The sequence below is a fragment of the Mesorhizobium sp. Root102 genome, from assembly GCF_001425625.1.
Lineage (GTDB): Bacteria > Pseudomonadota > Alphaproteobacteria > Rhizobiales > Rhizobiaceae > Mesorhizobium.
This window is the reverse complement of sequence record NZ_LMCP01000003.1, coordinates 53,311-69,511: the sequence shown is the minus strand read 5'-3', so window position 1 is coordinate 69,511 and position 16,201 is coordinate 53,311. Positions and strand designations below refer to the sequence as shown.

16 protein-coding genes are annotated in these 16,201 nt (G+C 62.2%); 13 read left to right on the top strand and 3 right to left on the bottom strand.

The window, feature by feature from the left end:
• Positions 1–24: 24 nt before the first annotated feature.
• The 3 genes from ASD12_RS04965 (at position 25) to ASD12_RS04955 (ending at position 2,946) form a co-directional block, all read left to right on the top strand.
• A complete protein-coding gene (locus tag ASD12_RS04965; RefSeq protein ID WP_244482748.1) occupies positions 25–1,161 on the top strand; it encodes an ABC transporter substrate-binding protein in 1,137 nt (378 codons plus the stop codon).
• A 33-nt stretch (positions 1,162–1,194) separates the two neighbouring features.
• A complete protein-coding gene (locus ASD12_RS04960; RefSeq protein ID WP_056582490.1) occupies positions 1,195–1,899 on the top strand; it encodes a thermonuclease family protein in 705 nt (234 codons plus the stop codon).
• A 444-nt stretch (positions 1,900–2,343) separates the two neighbouring features.
• Entirely contained in the window at positions 2,344–2,946 is a 603-nt protein-coding gene (locus tag ASD12_RS04955; protein WP_244482741.1) for a GGDEF domain-containing protein, read from the top strand.
• 29 nt (positions 2,947–2,975) lie between these two features.
• Here ASD12_RS04955 and ASD12_RS04950 read toward each other — a convergent pair whose 3' ends face one another.
• Positions 2,976–4,553 carry a GMC family oxidoreductase N-terminal domain-containing protein gene (locus ASD12_RS04950; protein WP_056582486.1) on the bottom strand — a complete coding sequence of 526 codons (1,578 nt, stop codon included), beginning with the start codon at positions 4,551–4,553 and terminating at the stop codon, positions 2,976–2,978.
• Between the two features lie 43 nt (positions 4,554–4,596).
• Positions 4,597–5,274 carry an FCD domain-containing protein gene (locus ASD12_RS04945; protein WP_056582484.1) on the bottom strand — a complete coding sequence of 226 codons (678 nt, stop codon included), beginning with the start codon at positions 5,272–5,274 and terminating at the stop codon, positions 4,597–4,599.
• A 204-nt stretch (positions 5,275–5,478) separates the two neighbouring features.
• On the opposite strand from ASD12_RS04945, the gene ASD12_RS04940 reads away from it, so the two are divergent.
• The 9 genes from ASD12_RS04940 to ASD12_RS04900 all read left to right on the top strand — a co-directional run bounded on the left by ASD12_RS04940 (position 5,479) and on the right by ASD12_RS04900 (position 14,575).
• Entirely contained in the window at positions 5,479–7,107 is a 1,629-nt protein-coding gene (locus tag ASD12_RS04940) for a choline dehydrogenase (RefSeq protein ID WP_056582483.1), read from the top strand.
• Positions 7,108–7,396: 289 nt separating this feature from the next.
• Positions 7,397–8,548 carry a cupin domain-containing protein gene (locus ASD12_RS04935; RefSeq protein WP_056582481.1) on the top strand — a complete coding sequence of 384 codons (1,152 nt, stop codon included), beginning with the start codon at positions 7,397–7,399 and terminating at the stop codon, positions 8,546–8,548.
• Positions 8,549–8,626: 78 nt separating this feature from the next.
• Positions 8,627–9,760 (top strand): hypothetical protein, encoded by a 1,134-nt coding sequence (locus ASD12_RS04930; RefSeq protein ID WP_244482740.1) that lies wholly within the window; start codon positions 8,627–8,629, stop codon positions 9,758–9,760.
• A 9-nt stretch (positions 9,761–9,769) separates the two neighbouring features.
• On the top strand, positions 9,770–10,177 hold the full coding sequence (locus tag ASD12_RS04925) for a RidA family protein (protein WP_056582478.1): 408 nt from the start codon (positions 9,770–9,772) through the stop codon (positions 10,175–10,177).
• 26 nt (positions 10,178–10,203) lie between these two features.
• The gene (locus tag ASD12_RS04920) at positions 10,204–10,824 is read left to right on the top strand and encodes a glutathione S-transferase family protein (protein ID WP_056582476.1); all 621 of its coding nucleotides are present in this window, start codon (positions 10,204–10,206) and stop codon (positions 10,822–10,824) included.
• Complete coding sequence (fhmpcd1, locus tag ASD12_RS04915) at positions 10,824–11,753, top strand: 5-formyl-3-hydroxy-2-methylpyridine 4-carboxylate 5-dehydrogenase (protein WP_056582741.1); 930 nt, start codon at positions 10,824–10,826, stop codon at positions 11,751–11,753. The genes ASD12_RS04920 and fhmpcd1 overlap by 1 nt, the downstream gene beginning before the upstream one ends.
• A 130-nt stretch (positions 11,754–11,883) precedes the next feature.
• Positions 11,884–12,714 (top strand): ABC transporter ATP-binding protein, encoded by an 831-nt coding sequence (locus tag ASD12_RS04910; protein WP_056582474.1) that lies wholly within the window; start codon positions 11,884–11,886, stop codon positions 12,712–12,714.
• The gene (locus ASD12_RS04905) at positions 12,711–13,526 is read left to right on the top strand and encodes an ABC transporter permease (RefSeq protein ID WP_056582472.1); all 816 of its coding nucleotides are present in this window, start codon (positions 12,711–12,713) and stop codon (positions 13,524–13,526) included. Before ASD12_RS04910 ends, ASD12_RS04905 begins: the two co-directional genes overlap by 4 nt.
• A gap of 38 nt (positions 13,527–13,564) precedes the next feature.
• Positions 13,565–14,575 carry an ABC transporter substrate-binding protein gene (locus tag ASD12_RS04900; protein ID WP_056582470.1) on the top strand — a complete coding sequence of 337 codons (1,011 nt, stop codon included), beginning with the start codon at positions 13,565–13,567 and terminating at the stop codon, positions 14,573–14,575.
• A 38-nt stretch (positions 14,576–14,613) separates the two neighbouring features.
• Here ASD12_RS04900 and ASD12_RS04895 read toward each other — a convergent pair whose 3' ends face one another.
• Positions 14,614–15,039 carry a hypothetical protein gene (locus tag ASD12_RS04895; RefSeq protein WP_056582469.1) on the bottom strand — a complete coding sequence of 142 codons (426 nt, stop codon included), beginning with the start codon at positions 15,037–15,039 and terminating at the stop codon, positions 14,614–14,616.
• Positions 15,040–15,137: 98 nt separating this feature from the next.
• Between ASD12_RS04895 and ASD12_RS04890 the strand changes: the two genes are divergently transcribed.
• Entirely contained in the window at positions 15,138–16,166 is a 1,029-nt protein-coding gene (locus ASD12_RS04890; protein ID WP_056582467.1) for a BMP family protein, read from the top strand.
• Positions 16,167–16,201: the final 35 nt, after the last annotated feature.

Below are 16,201 nucleotides of genomic sequence, written 5' to 3'. Positions count from 1 at the left end.
AAAATCGCCTTTGCGCTCGCCGTGATGGTGTCGGGCTGCCAGTCCAAAGGCGGCGTTTCCGAAGTGCTCGATCCGGCGGCGGTCACCGTGCCTGCCGGGCAGAATGGCGCCGCTGTTGCCGGTCCCGCCCAGGCGACCCAGTCGTTGGGCACCGGTTCGACAAAAGTCACGATGCTGCTGCCGTTGTCCGGCCCCGGAACAGCGGGCGAAAACGGCAGGAAGATGCTGGATGCGGCCAAGCTGGCGATGACGGATATTGGCAATGGATTACTTACGCTGACGGTAGAAGACACCAAAGGCGACAGCGCACTGGCCGGCAAAATGGCGATAACGGCCATAACGACGGGGTCGAAGGTCGTGATCGGCCCAACCGAACTGCCGGCAGCCCAGCATATTGCCACGCTGTCTGGATCGAAGCGGCCACCAGTCCTGGCGCTTGCCGATAATTTCGCCGGCGGCGCCGGGGTTTATGCCGTGCGTCTTGGCGAAGCGGACAGCGCCGCGGCGGGCGCCGCCGGACTGGCGGCGAAAGGCAGCAAGAAGTTCGTATTGTTTGTCGCGGAGGGCCCAAACGCCGGCGCCATGGAGAAGCGGGTCGCCAACAGCCTCAGCATCTATGGCGCGACGCTCGCGGTCACTCTCCCGTATTCGGCCGGTGACGGTGGCGCGAAGGCAGTCGACGAAATGGGCTCACTCGTGGACAATCCCGACGCCGTCATCGTTGCCAGCGGCAATGACAGCCCGTCGCCTATCCTGGCCGCCCTCAAATCAAAGGGCATTCCGGGAAAGACGATCTCCGTCGTCGGAACGAACCGCTGGCTGGAACACCCCATGGACCCACTGTTTGGAGGGGCATATATCGCCACGCTCGATCCAAGTGAAACCGGGCCGATCGCCGACCGCTTCAGGACGGCATACAACTATCCGGCCGATGTCAATGTGGCCTACGCCTATGATATGGTTGCCCTGACTGCAGGGATTGCCAGCGCGGTCGGGCCTGATGGCTTCAGCAAAAAGGTTCTCGAGAATCCAAACGGGTTTCGTGGGTCGACAGGTCTGTTCCGGTTTCGGGCTGACGGATCCAGCGAACGATCGATGCCGTTCTACCGGATTGAAAAAGGTGCTCTCAAACTGGTTGCCAAATCGACGTCGGGTTTCTGACCGGCGAGCCTTTTTGAGAAGCTGTGCAACCTGATGGGCAGGCCGGGCCGCAGCCGCTTGGCGATCGTGCTCGGAAGCCTCCTGCTTCTGGCCGGAGTCCTGCTGATCATTCAGGCCGGTGCTTTGCTTTCGGTCGATCGGCCTGTCCTTGCCCCTTCGAAGGCTGTTGACGATACGCAGCCAATCCGGCCGGTTGCCCCGGTTACCGACGCACAACGCCCGGAACCGGCGCGCAAGGTTGCTCAAGACCTGATCGCTCCGCCACGGCTTGATCCAGCTGAGATCGAACGGGCGGAGCCCCGTCCGCCACTCGGCGAGCTCGGTCTCGCCGTGCCCCCGAAAACGCCGATGCCCAGGGACTGGCGGGAGGTCTTGCTCTTCCGCCCTATTGCCACATCGTCGGCGATGTTCGAATCCATGGGTCGGAAGGTGGTCATCAGCGGGGTGCAAGGCATCGATGTCGACAGATCCTGCTCGTTTCAAGACGTTACGTGGCCTTGCGGTCAGCGCGCACGCGCCGCTTTCAATTCCTGGCTGAGGGGACGCGCACTGAAATGTTTCGTGCCGCCGGACGTCGAGCGTTTTGCCATCGCCGCGACGTGCAGCCTGGGCAAGCAGGATGTCGGAGCCTGGCTTGTCTCCAATGGCTGGGCCACCGCGCTGCCAAGCGGCATCTATGGCAAGGCGGAGGCGACCGCCAGGGACGCGGAGATGGGCATATTCGGCCCGGCACAATAGCTGGTCGTTCAGCTCCTGATATTTTGTTTGTTAACCGTCACGGGCAGCTTTCCCTAAAACGCGTCGCCTGAATCCATTTAACGGATTCAGGCGACGCGCTTTAGGTCTTTGTTTTCTATGCATGTCGTTTTCCCAAAACCGAGGTCACTTTCAGGGCGACATGCATTGGGAACAAGCCAATTTCGTCCGCAGCCTTGATGGGGTCATCGCGCAATCGATTAAATTGCAAGGTTCCTTGAAACTGAAATTGCAACACACCGGCCTTATACCAGCCCATCCACAGGAGATCGGCCAGTGACAAAGACTATGGGGACCACCACCGCCCAGGCATGGAAAGGCGTCGCTTGGCTGACCTTTCTGGGAACCACGGGAATCCTGGCCCTTTCCGTCGGCCTCAACTATCTGCTCCTGTTCTCGGAGGCGCTGACGCCATTTGGGCGCAGCATGGTCACGGCAATCCTGTTGCCTGTTATCCTTGGTGTTCCGCTTTTTCTGTTCGTTGGCTTGAAGCAGATCGAGCTGCGTCGCTATCGCCGGGAACTCGACAAGTCGGCAACCTTCGACACCATGACAGGCTGCCTGAACGGAGCGGTCTTCACGTCGATGGTCGAAAAAAGAACAGCAAGGCCAGCGGCTCCTGGTCCGAGATCGGGTGCCTTCCTGGTCATCCATTCGGAACATTTGCGGTCCATCAACCTGCGCTTTGGCCTTGAATGGGGCGATGAGGCGTTGCGGCTCGTTGCCTCAACCATAAAATCATCGGTGCGCGAGGAGGATCTGGTTGGACGCATGGGGGCTTCGATGTTCGGGGTTTTCCTCTCAGGCGCCACCGAGGCAGAAGCCAGGGAAATTGGCGAGCGTATCCGGGCGCGTATCGCGCAAGTCTATTTCGCGCCAAAAGGAACCGAAGATGCCCTGACCGTCAAAGTCGGCGGCGTTGTGTTCGAAAACGAGGCGGAGTTCGCGGACATGTTCCGGTCGGCCGAGCAGCGCATGGCGGGCATCCGGGACGGAGCCACGTTTGAATTGACGCATCTCCACAGCTGACTACCGCCGGGCGCCAGCGCGAGGGCCATTCAAACCCCAGGGGAATTGTCAGGCGCAGCGGCCGCTGTCGAGGCGGTAACCCGTGAAGACGCCGCCCAGGTTTCCGCGATGGCAACGATTGCGGCATTGATCGGTCCGCTCGGGATCGCCGGCATCACCGAGGCGTCGACGACAAAGATGTTGTCGAAGCCGTTCAACCGCAAGTCAGGATCGACGACGGCCTCGGCATCACGACCCATCCGGCATGTGCCAGCTGGATGATGATGGGTGGAAGCGGCCCTGGCGATGAAGGCATCGAGCTCGTCGTCGGACTGAACCGGTGCGCCCGGCAGGATCTCCGCATCGCGCCATTCGTCCAGAGCCGCATGATGGCCGACCATGCGCGCCCGCTTCAAGGCCATCCTGAAGGCCGTGCGGTCGTGTTCGGTTTCGAGATAACGCGGATCGATGACGGGCGTGTCGTTGCGGCCCGGCCCGCCTGGGGCAATGCGCCCGCGGCTTGTCGGATGGGTGACGCCGCACAGGATCGTGAAGGCGGAGCCGTAGGGCGGGGCATTCAAGCCCTCGGCCACTGACGGAGCGACGACGCAGGCGAGCACGATGTCGGGACTTCCCGTGGAACGGGTCGGGTCGTCGCCATGGAGGTACATCAGCGATTCGGAGTGCTGCAGGCGGGACGGCGGCACCGGCTTTTTCGCGGCGTAGACATTTCCAAGAGCCAGCAGATGGTCCTGCAGATTGCGACCGACATCGCGTCGATCGGCAAGGCAGCGTATCCTCGCCTGCTTCAGAGTATCCGGACAGCCAATGCCCGACCGCATGAGGATGAGCGGCGTGGACACTGCGCCGGCGCAAAGGACAATCCGGTCGGCGGAGAGCGTTCCGGTCTCGCCCTCGCACACCACGCTCACGCCCGTGACCTTGTGGCTGTCCAGCACCAGATGCTCGACCTCGTGGCCGGTGAGCAAGGTCAGGTTCGGCCGCGCCATGACCTGCGGCGGCAGATAGGCGTCGGCGACGCTGAGGCGCTTACCGTCGCGTATGTTGAGTGAATTGGGGCTGGTGCCGACCAGTTCGCCACTGTTGTGGTCGGTCAGGGCAGGAGCACCCATGGCCCGTCCGGCGGCGATGTAGGCACGCACGACCGGACTGACCTCGGCGTCCGGCAGATAGACGTCCAGCGGGCCGCTCCTGCCGCGTGCCGGCCCGTCGAAGGCGGTGAAGGCTTCGCTGCGGATGAAGCCCGGCAACAATCCCCGATAGGACCAGCGCTCGCCGCCGGCTTGTGCCCAGGATTCGAAATCATCGGGATGGCCGCGCACATAGGCCATTGCATGCAGGCAGCTCGAGCCGCCGACGATCTTGCCGCGTGGCCATTCATGGATGCGGTTGGCGGTGAAAGGCTGGGGTACGGTCCGGTAGGCCCAGTCGTAGGCGCGGCCCTGGAGCATCGTCCATTTCAGCGGGTCGGCGATGTCGGGATCGGCCGGCATCGCCCCTGCCTCGATGAGGCCGACCCGGCATGACCGGTCTTCACTGAGCCGGCTGGCAACGACCGAGCCGGCGGATCCCGCGCCGATGACCAGCACGTCGAAATGACGTTTCAATTTGAAATTCCCCGCACAGGCTCGATATCAGAAGCTGATAAGATCACGCGGCAAAGGCGCCGGCATTCGACCGTTCCATGATCTGTCTCTGCACGGACAGCAGGTGCGCGCGCATTGCGGCCTCCGCCGCTTCTGGATCGCGCTGCGAGATCGCTTCGGCGATCAGGCGATGCTCGCCGTCGCGCTGGGCGATCCGCTTGGGGCAGGTGGGCGCCGCGGTGCGCGCAACCTTCACCCGCGCATCGACCCCGACCTGACGCAGCATCTTGTAGAATTCCGCGGCGAGATGGTTGCGGGCGGCGGCGACGATCGCGAGATGGAAGGCGAAGTCGACCTCACCCGACGGAGCATTCTCCGGCGTGGTTGCCGCGTCGAGGATCCGCGCCGTCTCGAAGGAGGAGGCGCGCAGCGACGCCAACCGAGCAAGGCCCGGCTCCATGAGCAGGCGCAATTCCAGAATCTCGATCGGATTGGTTACCCTGACCAGTTCCTCGCCATATCTTGGAAGGGCGGTCGGCGCCCGCCTGGCGCGCGCCGGTTTGAGATCGCCTGAGTGGCGCAGCACTTCAAGCGCTTTGCGAAGCTGATGGCGCTTTACGCTCAGATGTTCCGCAAGATCGCGCTCGGACGGAAGCTTGCCGCCGCCCTGCTGCAACTGGCGGACCGCGGCAATGATGTCGTCGAGATCCGATGGTCCTACCTGCGGCTCGAATGCGCTCAAAACCAAATCTCCTGTCCGATCGGCAGACCGCCGACTCAACGTCCTGACATCATATTGTGACACGAAAACCTGTTCGACGGCACTCAACCAATTCAACCAATCTACAACTGTACGCAATGGTTGACAACACCAGTTGCGCGATGGTTGACTGCCTTCGTCGACGGTTGCCATCGCGGCGGGCCGTCTTTCTCCCGAGGATGACGCATGCCGGCTGGCGAAACCTTTGACTACGTCATTGTCGGTGCGGGATCGGCCGGCTGCGTGCTGGCGAACAGGCTGAGCGAAGACCCCGCGGTGTCGGTGCTTCTGCTGGAGGCGGGAGATTGGGACCGCGATCCGATGATCCACATCCCGCTTGGTTGGGGCAAGATACTGACCGAGCGCCGCCACGACTGGATGTATTTCTGCGAGCCCGAGGCCAATGTCGGCGGGCGCAAGGTCGAATGCGCGCGCGGCAAGGTTATCGGAGGCTCTTCTTCCACCAACGCAATGGCCTATGTGCGCGGCAATCGCGGCGATTACGATCGCTGGGCGGCAAGCGGCCTGACGGACTGGTCGTTCGACAGGGTGCTGCCCTACTTCAAGAAGCAGGAGCGCTGGGAAGCGGGCGAAAGCCGGTATCGTGGCGGCAGCGGGCCGCTGAACACCCAGTTCTGCCGTTACAAGGATGAATTGATCGATGCCTTCGCCACGGCCAGCCGTGACGCCGGATACCCGCAGACCGAAGACTACAACGGCGCCGTCCAGGAAGGCTTCGGCCGTTTGCAGATGACAATTGCGAACGGCCGGCGCTGCTCGACCGCGACCGCCTATCTGCGGCCCGCCATGCGCCGCGGCAACGTCAAGGTTCTGACCGGCGCGATGGCGACGAAGATCCTCCTGAAGGATGGGCGCGCAACGGGCGTTGCCTACACCAGAGGCGGGGCGAGCCATGAGGTTCTCGCGCGGCGCGAGGTTCTGCTTGCCGGCGGCGTCATCAACACGCCGCAACTCATGATGCTGTCGGGCATAGGCGACAGCGGCGAACTGGCGGCGCATGGCATCGAGACGAAGGTTGATCGTGCGCAGATCGGAAAGAATTTGCAGGACCATGTTTCGGTCATCCTGATGTATCGACGCAAACAGCCCGGACCGTTTCTCAAGATGATGCGGGCCGATCGTATCGGGCTGGATTTCGTCAAGACCTATCTCACCGGAAAGGGCTTTTCGGGAGATGTGCCTGGCGGCGTCGTGGCATTTCTGAAAAGCGATGCAAGCCGGCCGTTGCCGGACGTCCAGCTGCTTTTCACCGCCGCACCGCTTGGGGCATGGCCTTACATGTCGCCATTCAAGGCACCGTTCGCCGACGGCTTTGCGACCCGTATCGTCGCCGTGCAGCCGGAGAGCCGTGGCAGCGTCAAGCTGGCGTCGAGCGATCCGGTCGCCGCTCCGCTGATCCATCAGAACTTCCTGTCCTCGCAGCGTGACTGGCAGTCGCTTCGCGCCGGCTTTCGTGTTGCGCGCAACCTTGCAAGCCAGCCTTCCATGGCCCCGTTCGTTGGCGCGGAATTCTTCCCCGGACCGAAATGCGAGAGCGACGAAGAGATCGACGAGCACATCCGCAAGACGTCGATCACCGTGCATCATCCGGCCGGCACGTGCCGTATGGGTATCGATGCGGAGTCGGTGGTCGATCCGGAATTGCGGGTACGCGGCGTTGCCGGACTTCGTGTCGTGGACGCCTCCGTGATGCCGGATCTCGTCTGCGGCAACATCAATGCGGCGGTGATCATGATCGCCGAAAAGGCCGTCGATCTGATCCGCAACCGCGCTCAACAGAGCGTGGCGGCCTAATAGCGGCGGCCGGGATGCAACCAAAATCTTTTGGTTGAGACTAAAAATCTACATTGGTTGAACTGCCGTGAGCCTGCACGGCCGTAACGAACAGGCTTCACTCTGCCTTCCTGAGCATGTTCTGTGCGAATTTTTGGCCATTCCTGCCTATTTTTGGGTATTTGCCTGTCGAAAATGCACTTCAACCAAAAACTTATAAATTTCGCAATTTGGGGATTGTCGAGCAAAACCAATGCGAATACGGTTGAGTTGGTTAGAAGCATTTTCTTCGTGACGAGAGGTGTCCGATATGTCCCTGGCGCAACCAGCTAACGATGTGCTCACCAACAAGAAGGCAGCACTCAAGGGCCTCTATGACGCTCTCTACGAAAAGAACATGTTTCCGTTCTGGGCGACGTCGGAAGGCGTCGACCATGACGAGATCAAGCAACTGATGGCGACGTCGAAGGCCGTTCCCTTCGTGTGGTCCTATTCGGACATCGAGCCGCTGCTGCAGCGCGCCGCCGAACTGGTGACCATGGACGACAGCGAGCGCCGCTCGCTGATCCTGGTCAATCCTGGACTTGCGCCCAAGCGCGCATCGGTCAGCACCATGTACACGGCCTACCGCTTGAATGATCCCGACGAGATCATGCCGCCGCACAAGCACTCGCCGAGCGCCATCCGCTTCGGCCTGACCGGCAAGGGCAACTTCACAGGCGTCGAAGGCGAAGACGTAGTCTTCGGCCCCGGCGACATGGTGCTGACGCCCAACGACGCCTGGCACAATCATGGCACCGTCGGCGGCGAGCAGGCGGTCAACCTGTCGGTGCTCGACCTGCCGCTGGTTGAGACGCTGCATGCCGTGCATTTCGACCACAAATACACCGAGATGGTCGACGGCAAGGAAGTCGAGAAGAAGGTGCAGACCGCCCGCTATCCGAGCGACTACTCACAGCGCATCTATGGCGAGGGCGGCCTGATGCCGCGTTTCGTCGACCACAAGCGCGGCGGCGGCCTGTCGTCGCCGATGTACGTCTATCGCTGGGAGAAGATGGAAGCGGTCCTCGAGGCCCACAAGGATTGGGATGGCGACCCTCATGAAGGCATCGTCATCGACTATGTAGATCCGACCACCGGCGGCCCCGTCTTTCACACCATCAATTTCTACGTGCAGATGCTGCGCCCCGGTGAGAAGACCTTGCCGCAGCGCGAGACCGCCAGCCTGCTTTTGGCGCCGTTCCGCGGCAACGGCCATTCGATCATCGACGGCAAACGCTATGACTGGAACCAGTTCGACACCATCGCCATACCCGGCGGATCGTGGGTCGAACATGTCAACGGCTCTTCAAGCGAGCCGGTGATCTTCTTCGGCGCCACCGATGCGCCGACGCAGAAGGCGCTGCTCCTCTACAAGCGCTGGGGCCGCAACCAGGCCGGCGATCTGCTCCGCCTCGTCTAGTTCCGGTCCTTCGGCAAGCACTGTCCCGCCGCCAATGGCGGCGGGGGCATCGAAATGACGTTTCAGCAGCAAGGGCGTATGCATTTGGTTTCGGCGTTCAACACCAAGCAGATCGGCCACGTCGACTGCCCAGGCGGCGGCCAGGTCTGGGTCGACGGCAACATCCTCTATATCGGCCATATGCGGCCGCCGAGCGGCACGACGCTGGTCGACATTTCCGACCCACGCAATCCGCGCAAGATAGCCACGATCGATGTTCCGCCCGGCTGGCACTCGCACAAGGTGCGCGCCAAGGACGGGCTGATGATCATCAACCACGAGCGCTTTGGCGACGCCGGCCCCGCCGATTTCGGTGGCGGACTGGCGCTCTACGACACCACCAAGCCGGCACAGCCCAAGCTCATCTCGAAATGGATAACCGGAGGCAAGGGCGTCCACCGCTACGACTTCGACGGCCGTTACGTCTACATCTCGCCGACCGCCGACGGTTATGTCGGCAATATCGTGATGATCCTCGACCTGATCGATCCCACGAAGCCAGTCGAGGTCGGACGCTGGTGGATACCCGGCCAGTGGACCGGCGGTGGCGAAGAATACCCCTGGCATGACTATGTCACGCCGCGTTGCCACCATCCGCTGCGCATGGGCGACCGGCTCTATGTCAGCTACTGGCATCACGGCCTGTTCATCCTCGACATTTCGGACATCAGCAAGCCGAAGCTGGTCTCACACGTCAATTCGAGCCCGAGCTTTCCGCATCCCACCCACACCTGCCTGCCGATCCCACAGCCGCTCAAGGGTCGCAGCATCATGGTGGTGGCGGACGAGGATGTCGCCAAGCTTCGGCCATCACCGCCGGCCTTCACATGGATTTACGACATCACCGACGAGACCAACCCGTTGCCGATCTCTACGTTCCAGGTGCCGGGCCTCGACCCGGACGGTGAGCCGCAACCGCCGATGACGGGCTGCCATCAGCCTTCCGAACGGTTCAAGGGCACGATCATCCCGTTTGCATGGTTCGCGCAGGGGCTTCGCCTCGTCGACATCGCCGACCCGTTCGCACCAAAGGAGGTCGGCCATTTCATGCCCGACGCGCCGGAGGGAGCGGAGCGTTCCTCGTCCAACGACGTGACCATCGACGACCGTGGCATCGTCTACCTGATCGATCGCATCCGTGGTGTCGACATCATCGAAACCAGCGTTCTCTAGGAGCAGGCATTGAGCGACAGCACGCGAAAATCCGCCAGCCACTACGCCATCGGCAACAAGAACCCGAACCTGCCGTTTCATCCGGCGGTGCGTGCCGGCGATTTCATCTTCGTCTCGGGCCAGGTGCCGAAGGACGAGAACAACAACATGATCAGCGGCACGATCGAGGAAGAGACGCTGGCCACGTTGAAGACCATCGCGCGCGTCATCGCGCATGAAGGCGCGACGCTGTCGGATGTCGTGCGGATCACCACCTATCTTGAGGATACGCGCGATTTCGGCCGCTACAACAAGGCGTTCCTCGAAGGTATCGGCGACGCCGTCCTCGCGCGCACGACCGTCGAGGCAAAGGCGGTCATCAACACCAAGATCGAAATGGACGCCATCGTCTATAAGCCGCTGCCGGCGGGCAAGTAGGCCTTGGACACAATCGAGGAGACGACATGTACAAGCTCTTAGGCCGCCAGACATCAGGCAACGTCCAGAAGGTGCTCTTCATGCTCGAAGAGCTTGGGGCGCCCTACAAGCGCGAGGACTACGGCCGCCAGTTCGAGAACACCCAGACGGCGGAGTACAAGGCGCTCAACCCGACCTCCAAGGTGCCGACGCTGGTCGACGGCGACACCGTGATCTGGGAGTCCAACACCATACTGCGCTATCTCGCGGCATCCGGCGGCGAACAGTTGAATGGCGCCACGCCGGCGGAAAAGACCGAGGTCGAACGCTGGATGGACTTCCTGCTGGCGGCGGTCAATCCCGGCTACCTGGCGGCCTTCAAGGGCGCCAAGCTGACGCCCGAGGAACAGACCGCCGAATACAAGGAACAAGTGAAGGACCTTGTCGCGCAGCTCAAGATCATCGACGGCCACCTGGCCGGCAAGGACTTCCTGGCGCTCGGCAAGCTGACTCTTGCCGACATCGCCTGCGCGCCGATCCTGAAGCGCTGCGTCGATTTCAAGATCGACCGGCCGTCGATGCCCAATCTTGAGCGCTGGGTGGCCGCGATCGCCGCTCGGCCGGCCTTCAAGGCGGCAACCGCCGCTGCTCCCGCAAAGGCGGCATGATGATCAAGCGCGCCGCTCTCATCGGGCTGGGAACGATGGGTCCGGGCATCGCCGCGCGGCTTTCGCGCGGTGGGCTCGATGTCACGGCGTATGATGTTTCGCAGGCGGCAGTCGAGCGTGCCCGCGGCATGCTTGATCTCGCCGGCGGCGTGCTCGACCGTCTCGACATCAAGGCGCCCGTGACAGGCACCGGCAGCGTACGTTTCGTCGAGACGATCGCCGAGGCCGTCGACGGCGCCGAACTGGTGATCGAGAATGTGCCCGAGAATATCGACATCAAGGCGCAGACCTATCGCGACATCGATCCGCTGATCGGCCCGTCCGTCATCGTCGCTTCCGACACGTCGGGCATCCCGATCACCACGCTGCAGGCGCATATCTCGCATCCTGAGCGGATGGTCGGCATGCACTGGTCGAACCCGCCGCACATCATACCGATGATCGAGGTGATCGGCGGCGAAAAGACCGCGCCTGAAACCGTGGCTGTTATCCGCGACCTCATTCGCTCTATCGGCCTGCTGCCGGTGGTGGTGAAGAAGGACGTTCCGGGCTTCGTCGAGAACCGCGTGCTCTATGCGCTGCTGCGCGAGGCGGTCGACCTCGTCGAGCGCGGCGTCATCGAGCCGGAAGATCTCGACACCTGCGTGTCGTGGGGCATCGGCTACAAGATCGCCGTCATCGGCCCGATGGCGCTGCTCGATATGGCGGGGCTGGATATCTACAAATCCGTCTCATCCTTCCTGAATGCCGATCTCTCCAATCGCGACGATGTCGCGCCGATTGTGCTAGAGAAGACGGCTGCGTCGAAGTTCGGCATCAAGTCGGGCGAGGGCATGTTTGCCTATACGCTCGAGCAGACAAAGGTGCTGCAGGGCGAACGGGCGCGCAAGCTTGTCGCGGTGCGGCGCATCCTGGAAGGCCGGGAGTAGCCAATGTCACATGGAGCGCAGAGGGCAGGCCGGCTTGAGGAGTTCCACCGGTCGGCTGTTTGTGTGAAGGGCGCCTTCGCCATCAAGATGGTGCGGGTGCGGCAGAAAACAGCGCGCGGGGCGACAAGCCATGCGCATTGAAACCATTCGAACCGCCGGCGACAGGCCGGCCCATATCCGCCATGACGATCTGATCTCCGCCAAAGGCGTTTCGGTGGTCATCGCCCGGCAGTTGATCCTTAGGAATATCGATCTTTCGGTGCCAAAGGGGTCGTTCGTCTCCCTTATCGGTCCTTCCGGCTGTGGCAAGAGCACCTTGCTCAAGGTGCTGGCCGGGTTGGTGCAGCCGACCCAGGGCAGCGTTTCGATCGCGGGGCTCGCGCCGGTCGAGGCGGCGCGCAAGCGCATGATCGGCCTCGTCTTTCAGGACGCCAACCTGCTCCCCTGGAAAAGTGCCGTCGACAATGCCTCGCTGCTGCTCGGTATCGCCGACAAGTCGCTGTCGCGCTCGGATCTGCGGGCGCGCGGGCAGGAGATGCTGGAACTGGTGGGGTTGGGCGACAGCGCCCACAAGCGCCCAAACGAACTGTCGGGCGGCATGCGGCAACGGGTCGCCATCGCACGAGCCCTGGCGCTCGACCCGGCCGTGCTGCTGATGGACGAACCGTTCGGTGCGCTCGACGCCATTACCCGCGATTCCATGGGCCAGTCGCTGCTGGAGATCTGGCAGCGTACCGGCAAGACGATCGTGCTCGTCACCCATTCCATCGACGAGGCCATCCACCTGTCACGCCATGTTCACGTGCTGGGGATCAAGCCGGGGCGGATCACCGAGAGCCTCGACATTGCGCTGCCTTATCCGCGCGACCTGTCGGTTACCGAAGATCCGGAGTTCGTCAGGCTGGTGGTTCAGTTGCGAACGATGCTGCGCTCCAGCCATCAACCGGGGGGCGCGTCATGAGCGACCAACCCATCACGGATCTTTCCGAGGCCCGCCTCGCCTCCAACTGGAGCGCTGCGACAGGCAGCTGGCTGCCGGCGGTCATTCTGCTGCTGGTGACAATCGTGGTGTGGGAAGCCGCCGTGCGGATCTTTGCCATATCTACTTTCATCATTCCTGCCCCTTCCGAGATCGCGAAGTCGCTGGTCGCGCAATGGGGCACGCTGATGCAGGCGACGCTGGTGACGGCGGGCGAGATCCTGTTCGGCTTCCTGGTCTCGGTCGTGGTCGGGATTGCCATCGCGCTGGTCATCGTGCGCTTCGATTGGCTGGGACGCGCGCTGTATCCACTGGTGGTGCTGTTCCAGAACGTGCCGAAAGTCGCGCTCGCGCCGATCTTCATCCTCTGGTTCGGCTATGGGCTGGCGCCCAAGATCGGCCTGATCCTGGTCATCGCCTTCTTCCCCGTGACGCTCTCCATGTTGGCGGGCATGCAATCGGTCGACCGCTCGCTGCTGTCATTGATGAATTCCGTCGGGGCCAGCCCGACGCAGATCCTGTTCAGGATCCGCGTTCCGCACTCCCTGCCGAACCTGATGGCTGGAACCAAGATCGCCGCGACGTTGAGTGTGATCGGCGCCATCGTCGGCGAATTTGCCGGCGCTTCCGACGGTCTCGGCTACGTCATCCAGTTCGCTTCGACCCAGCTCGACACAGCGCTGGTCTTCGCAGCGCTGCTGCTCGTTTCCGTGCTTGGCATCGCCTTCTACTACGCCGCCGAAATTCTCGAACGCATCGTGGTGCCGTGGGCGCCGAAATTCAGCCAGTCCTAGGCCCGCTCGATCAACCAACGTCAAAAAAGGGAACAAAAATGCTGAGACGCTCACTTATCAAGGCCGCTACATTCGCGGCGTTTGTCGCAGCATTCGGCTTCTCCAGTGCGGCTCTGGCGGCCGACAAGGTCAACGTCCAGCTCGACTGGGTGGTGCGCGGCAATCACGCCATGTTCTTTGTCGGCAAGGAAAAGGGCTTCTTCGCCAAGAACGACATCGATGTGGCCGAGATCCGCAAGGGGTCCGGCTCGCCGGACGCGATGCGGCTGGTGGGCAATGAGAACGCGGATTTCGGGTTCGGCGATCTTCCCACGCTTGCCGTCGCACGGTCGCAGAATGTTCCGGTCGTGGCGCTGGTGGCCGTCAATCAGCACTCGCCGCTGGGGATCATTTCGCTGGCCAAGACAGTGAAGCTCGCAAAGCCGTCCGACCTGAAGGGACTGACCATCGGCATTCACCCTGCCGGCTCCACCTACATCTTCTTCAAGGGCTTCCTGGCCGCCAACGGCCTGACCGAAAAGGACATGACGCTGAACAGCGTCTCGCCGCCCTATGAAAGCTACCTGCTGCTTGGCCGGGTTCAGACGGTCGTCGGCTATGTCGACGCGGAGGTTCCCGAACTGGAGGCGAAGGCTGGAGGCCCAGGCTCTCTCAGCATCATGATGGGGGCGGACTATGGCTGGAAGGCCTATGGCTCGGGTCTGTTCACCTCGCAGACGATGATCAAGGACAAGGCGGACGTCGTGCGCCGCTTCGTCAAGGCATACAGGGAGGCCTTCGACTACGTCGTGGCGCATCCGGAAGAGGCTGCCGAGATCACCGCCAAGGCAGCGCCCGGCTATGCGGACAAGAAGGGTGTCCTGCTGGCGCAGATCAACGCCGATATCGCATCGACGTTCAGTAGCCCCGACACCAAGGAACACGGTCTCGGCTGGATGACGAAGACACAATGGGAAGAGACCTTGAAGACGCTGACGGATCAGGGCGTGCTCAAGGCGGCTCTGTCGGCGGACGACGTCTTCACCGACGCATTCCTGGCAAAAGAATAAGGGGCGCGCGGTGTTCGAACGGAAAGATCGATGAGCGCCTACCGGCAGACCAAACTGTCCTGCGCCTTGGTGCAGGACACGTCACGCTCGCCTTTCGCCGCATCGGCGCGGTCGAGCGTAACCTGCACGCGGGTGGCATATGCGCGGCCCTCGAGGCCGCACCAAAGCCGCTCGACGGGCAGGTTCTCGCGCTTGTCGTTGAGGATCGTGAACGTGCCGGTCTTCGGATCGAACCAGAGTTCGATGCGAGCGCTCTTGCCCGGTTCGACCGTTGCGATCCCGGCCGAATACCAGTGGGCGAAGTCGGCGTTGCAGGAGAGGCCTTCGCTGCCCGCATTCGAAATCGTCAACGGAACCATGTCGAGCCCGTCAGTGCCGGTGCGGACGGTGACATGGTGCAACTCAACCGCGTTGGCGAAGGACGATAACGCCAGCATCACCGGAAGGGCATAACGGATCTTCACTTTGCCTGAGCTCCATATGTAATTTTCCTAGGCAATCTATCTCGCTTTCGCGCAATAACAATAAGAATATTGATTGATAAAACAACAGAGAGGGTAACATGTTAAAGCTTCTTAAGAGCAGTGTAAGTGCAGTTATATTGACCGGTGTCTTGATGAGCGGCGCGCTTGCCGGCGAGGTCAAGTCGATCGCCATCCTGACGCCTGAAGAAGGCACGGATTATGGCTGGAACCAGCAAGGCATCGACGCCGCCAAGGCGGCGGGCAAGGCCGCCGGCGTCGAGGTGGTCGTGGCCCAGGGCCTCGGCTATGGCGATGTTCGTCCGACCTTGCGGGAACTTGCCTCCGACGGCGCCAGCCTGCTGATTGCGCATGCCAGCGGCTACAACACCTCGGCTCCGGAAATCGCCAAGGAACTGAAAGTTCCGGTGGCGATCGTCGACACGCCGACCGGCCTGGAGAAGGGCCTTGTCGCCGACTACACGCTGAGCGGCCACGAGGGCGCTTACCTCGCCGGCCGTCTCGCCGCCAAGGTGTCGCGCTCCAAGTCGGTCGGCATCGTCGTCTCGGGCGAGCCGCCTTCGTGGAATTCGCAGTCGGCGGCGTTCGCGCAGGGCGTGAAGGCGGAAAACCCGGACGTCAAGATCACCTATGCGGTGATCGGCCCGGCAGCCTACAGCGATGCGGCCGGCGGCAAACGCGTCACCGAAAGCGTGATCGCATCAGGTGCCGACATCATCTTCGGCCAGGGCAACGGTTCGAGCTTCGGCATGCTGCAGGCGGTCGAGACGACCAAGGCTGCCGATGGCGGCAAGGTCTATTTCATCGACGTCATCGGTGACAAGTCGCCGATCGACAAGGGCTTCCTGCTGTCGTCGGTGGTGTGGAACATCGAGCCGGTCTATGCGGCGATGATTGCCGACCTGAAGGCTGACACGTTCGGTACCAAACACTATACGATCGGCCTCAAGGACGACTCGGTCAAGCTGCTGAAGACAGCCGCGATCCCGGATAATGTCTGGACGGAAATCCAGGCGCTGCGCGAAGACGTCATTTCCGGCAAGATCAAGGTCGATCCGGTCTATGACGCGGCCGCCGTCAGGGCATTGATGACCAGCGTCGCCCAGTAAGGCGATTAAGGTCAGCTGCCGGAGGGGTGATCCGT

Excerpts from the sequence above, each read along its gene's own strand:
- ASD12_RS04965 (WP_244482748.1), top strand. The coding sequence starts at position 25 with ATGGTGTCGGGCTGCCAGTCCAAAGGCGGCGTTTCCGAAGTGCTCGAT.
- ASD12_RS04960 (WP_056582490.1), top strand. The coding sequence starts at position 1,195 with ATGGGCAGGCCGGGCCGCAGCCGCTTGGCGATCGTGCTCGGAAGCCTC.
- ASD12_RS04955 (WP_244482741.1), top strand. The coding sequence starts at position 2,344 with ATGGTCACGGCAATCCTGTTGCCTGTTATCCTTGGTGTTCCGCTTTTT.
- ASD12_RS04940 (WP_056582483.1), top strand. The coding sequence starts at position 5,479 with ATGCCGGCTGGCGAAACCTTTGACTACGTCATTGTCGGTGCGGGATCG.
- ASD12_RS04935 (WP_056582481.1), top strand. The coding sequence starts at position 7,397 with ATGTCCCTGGCGCAACCAGCTAACGATGTGCTCACCAACAAGAAGGCA.
- ASD12_RS04930 (WP_244482740.1), top strand. The coding sequence starts at position 8,627 with ATGCATTTGGTTTCGGCGTTCAACACCAAGCAGATCGGCCACGTCGAC.
- ASD12_RS04920 (WP_056582476.1), top strand. The coding sequence starts at position 10,204 with ATGTACAAGCTCTTAGGCCGCCAGACATCAGGCAACGTCCAGAAGGTG.
- fhmpcd1 (WP_056582741.1), top strand. The coding sequence starts at position 10,824 with ATGATCAAGCGCGCCGCTCTCATCGGGCTGGGAACGATGGGTCCGGGC.
- ASD12_RS04910 (WP_056582474.1), top strand. The coding sequence starts at position 11,884 with ATGCGCATTGAAACCATTCGAACCGCCGGCGACAGGCCGGCCCATATC.
- ASD12_RS04905 (WP_056582472.1), top strand. The coding sequence starts at position 12,711 with ATGAGCGACCAACCCATCACGGATCTTTCCGAGGCCCGCCTCGCCTCC.
- ASD12_RS04900 (WP_056582470.1), top strand. The coding sequence starts at position 13,565 with ATGCTGAGACGCTCACTTATCAAGGCCGCTACATTCGCGGCGTTTGTC.
- ASD12_RS04890 (WP_056582467.1), top strand. The coding sequence starts at position 15,138 with ATGTTAAAGCTTCTTAAGAGCAGTGTAAGTGCAGTTATATTGACCGGT.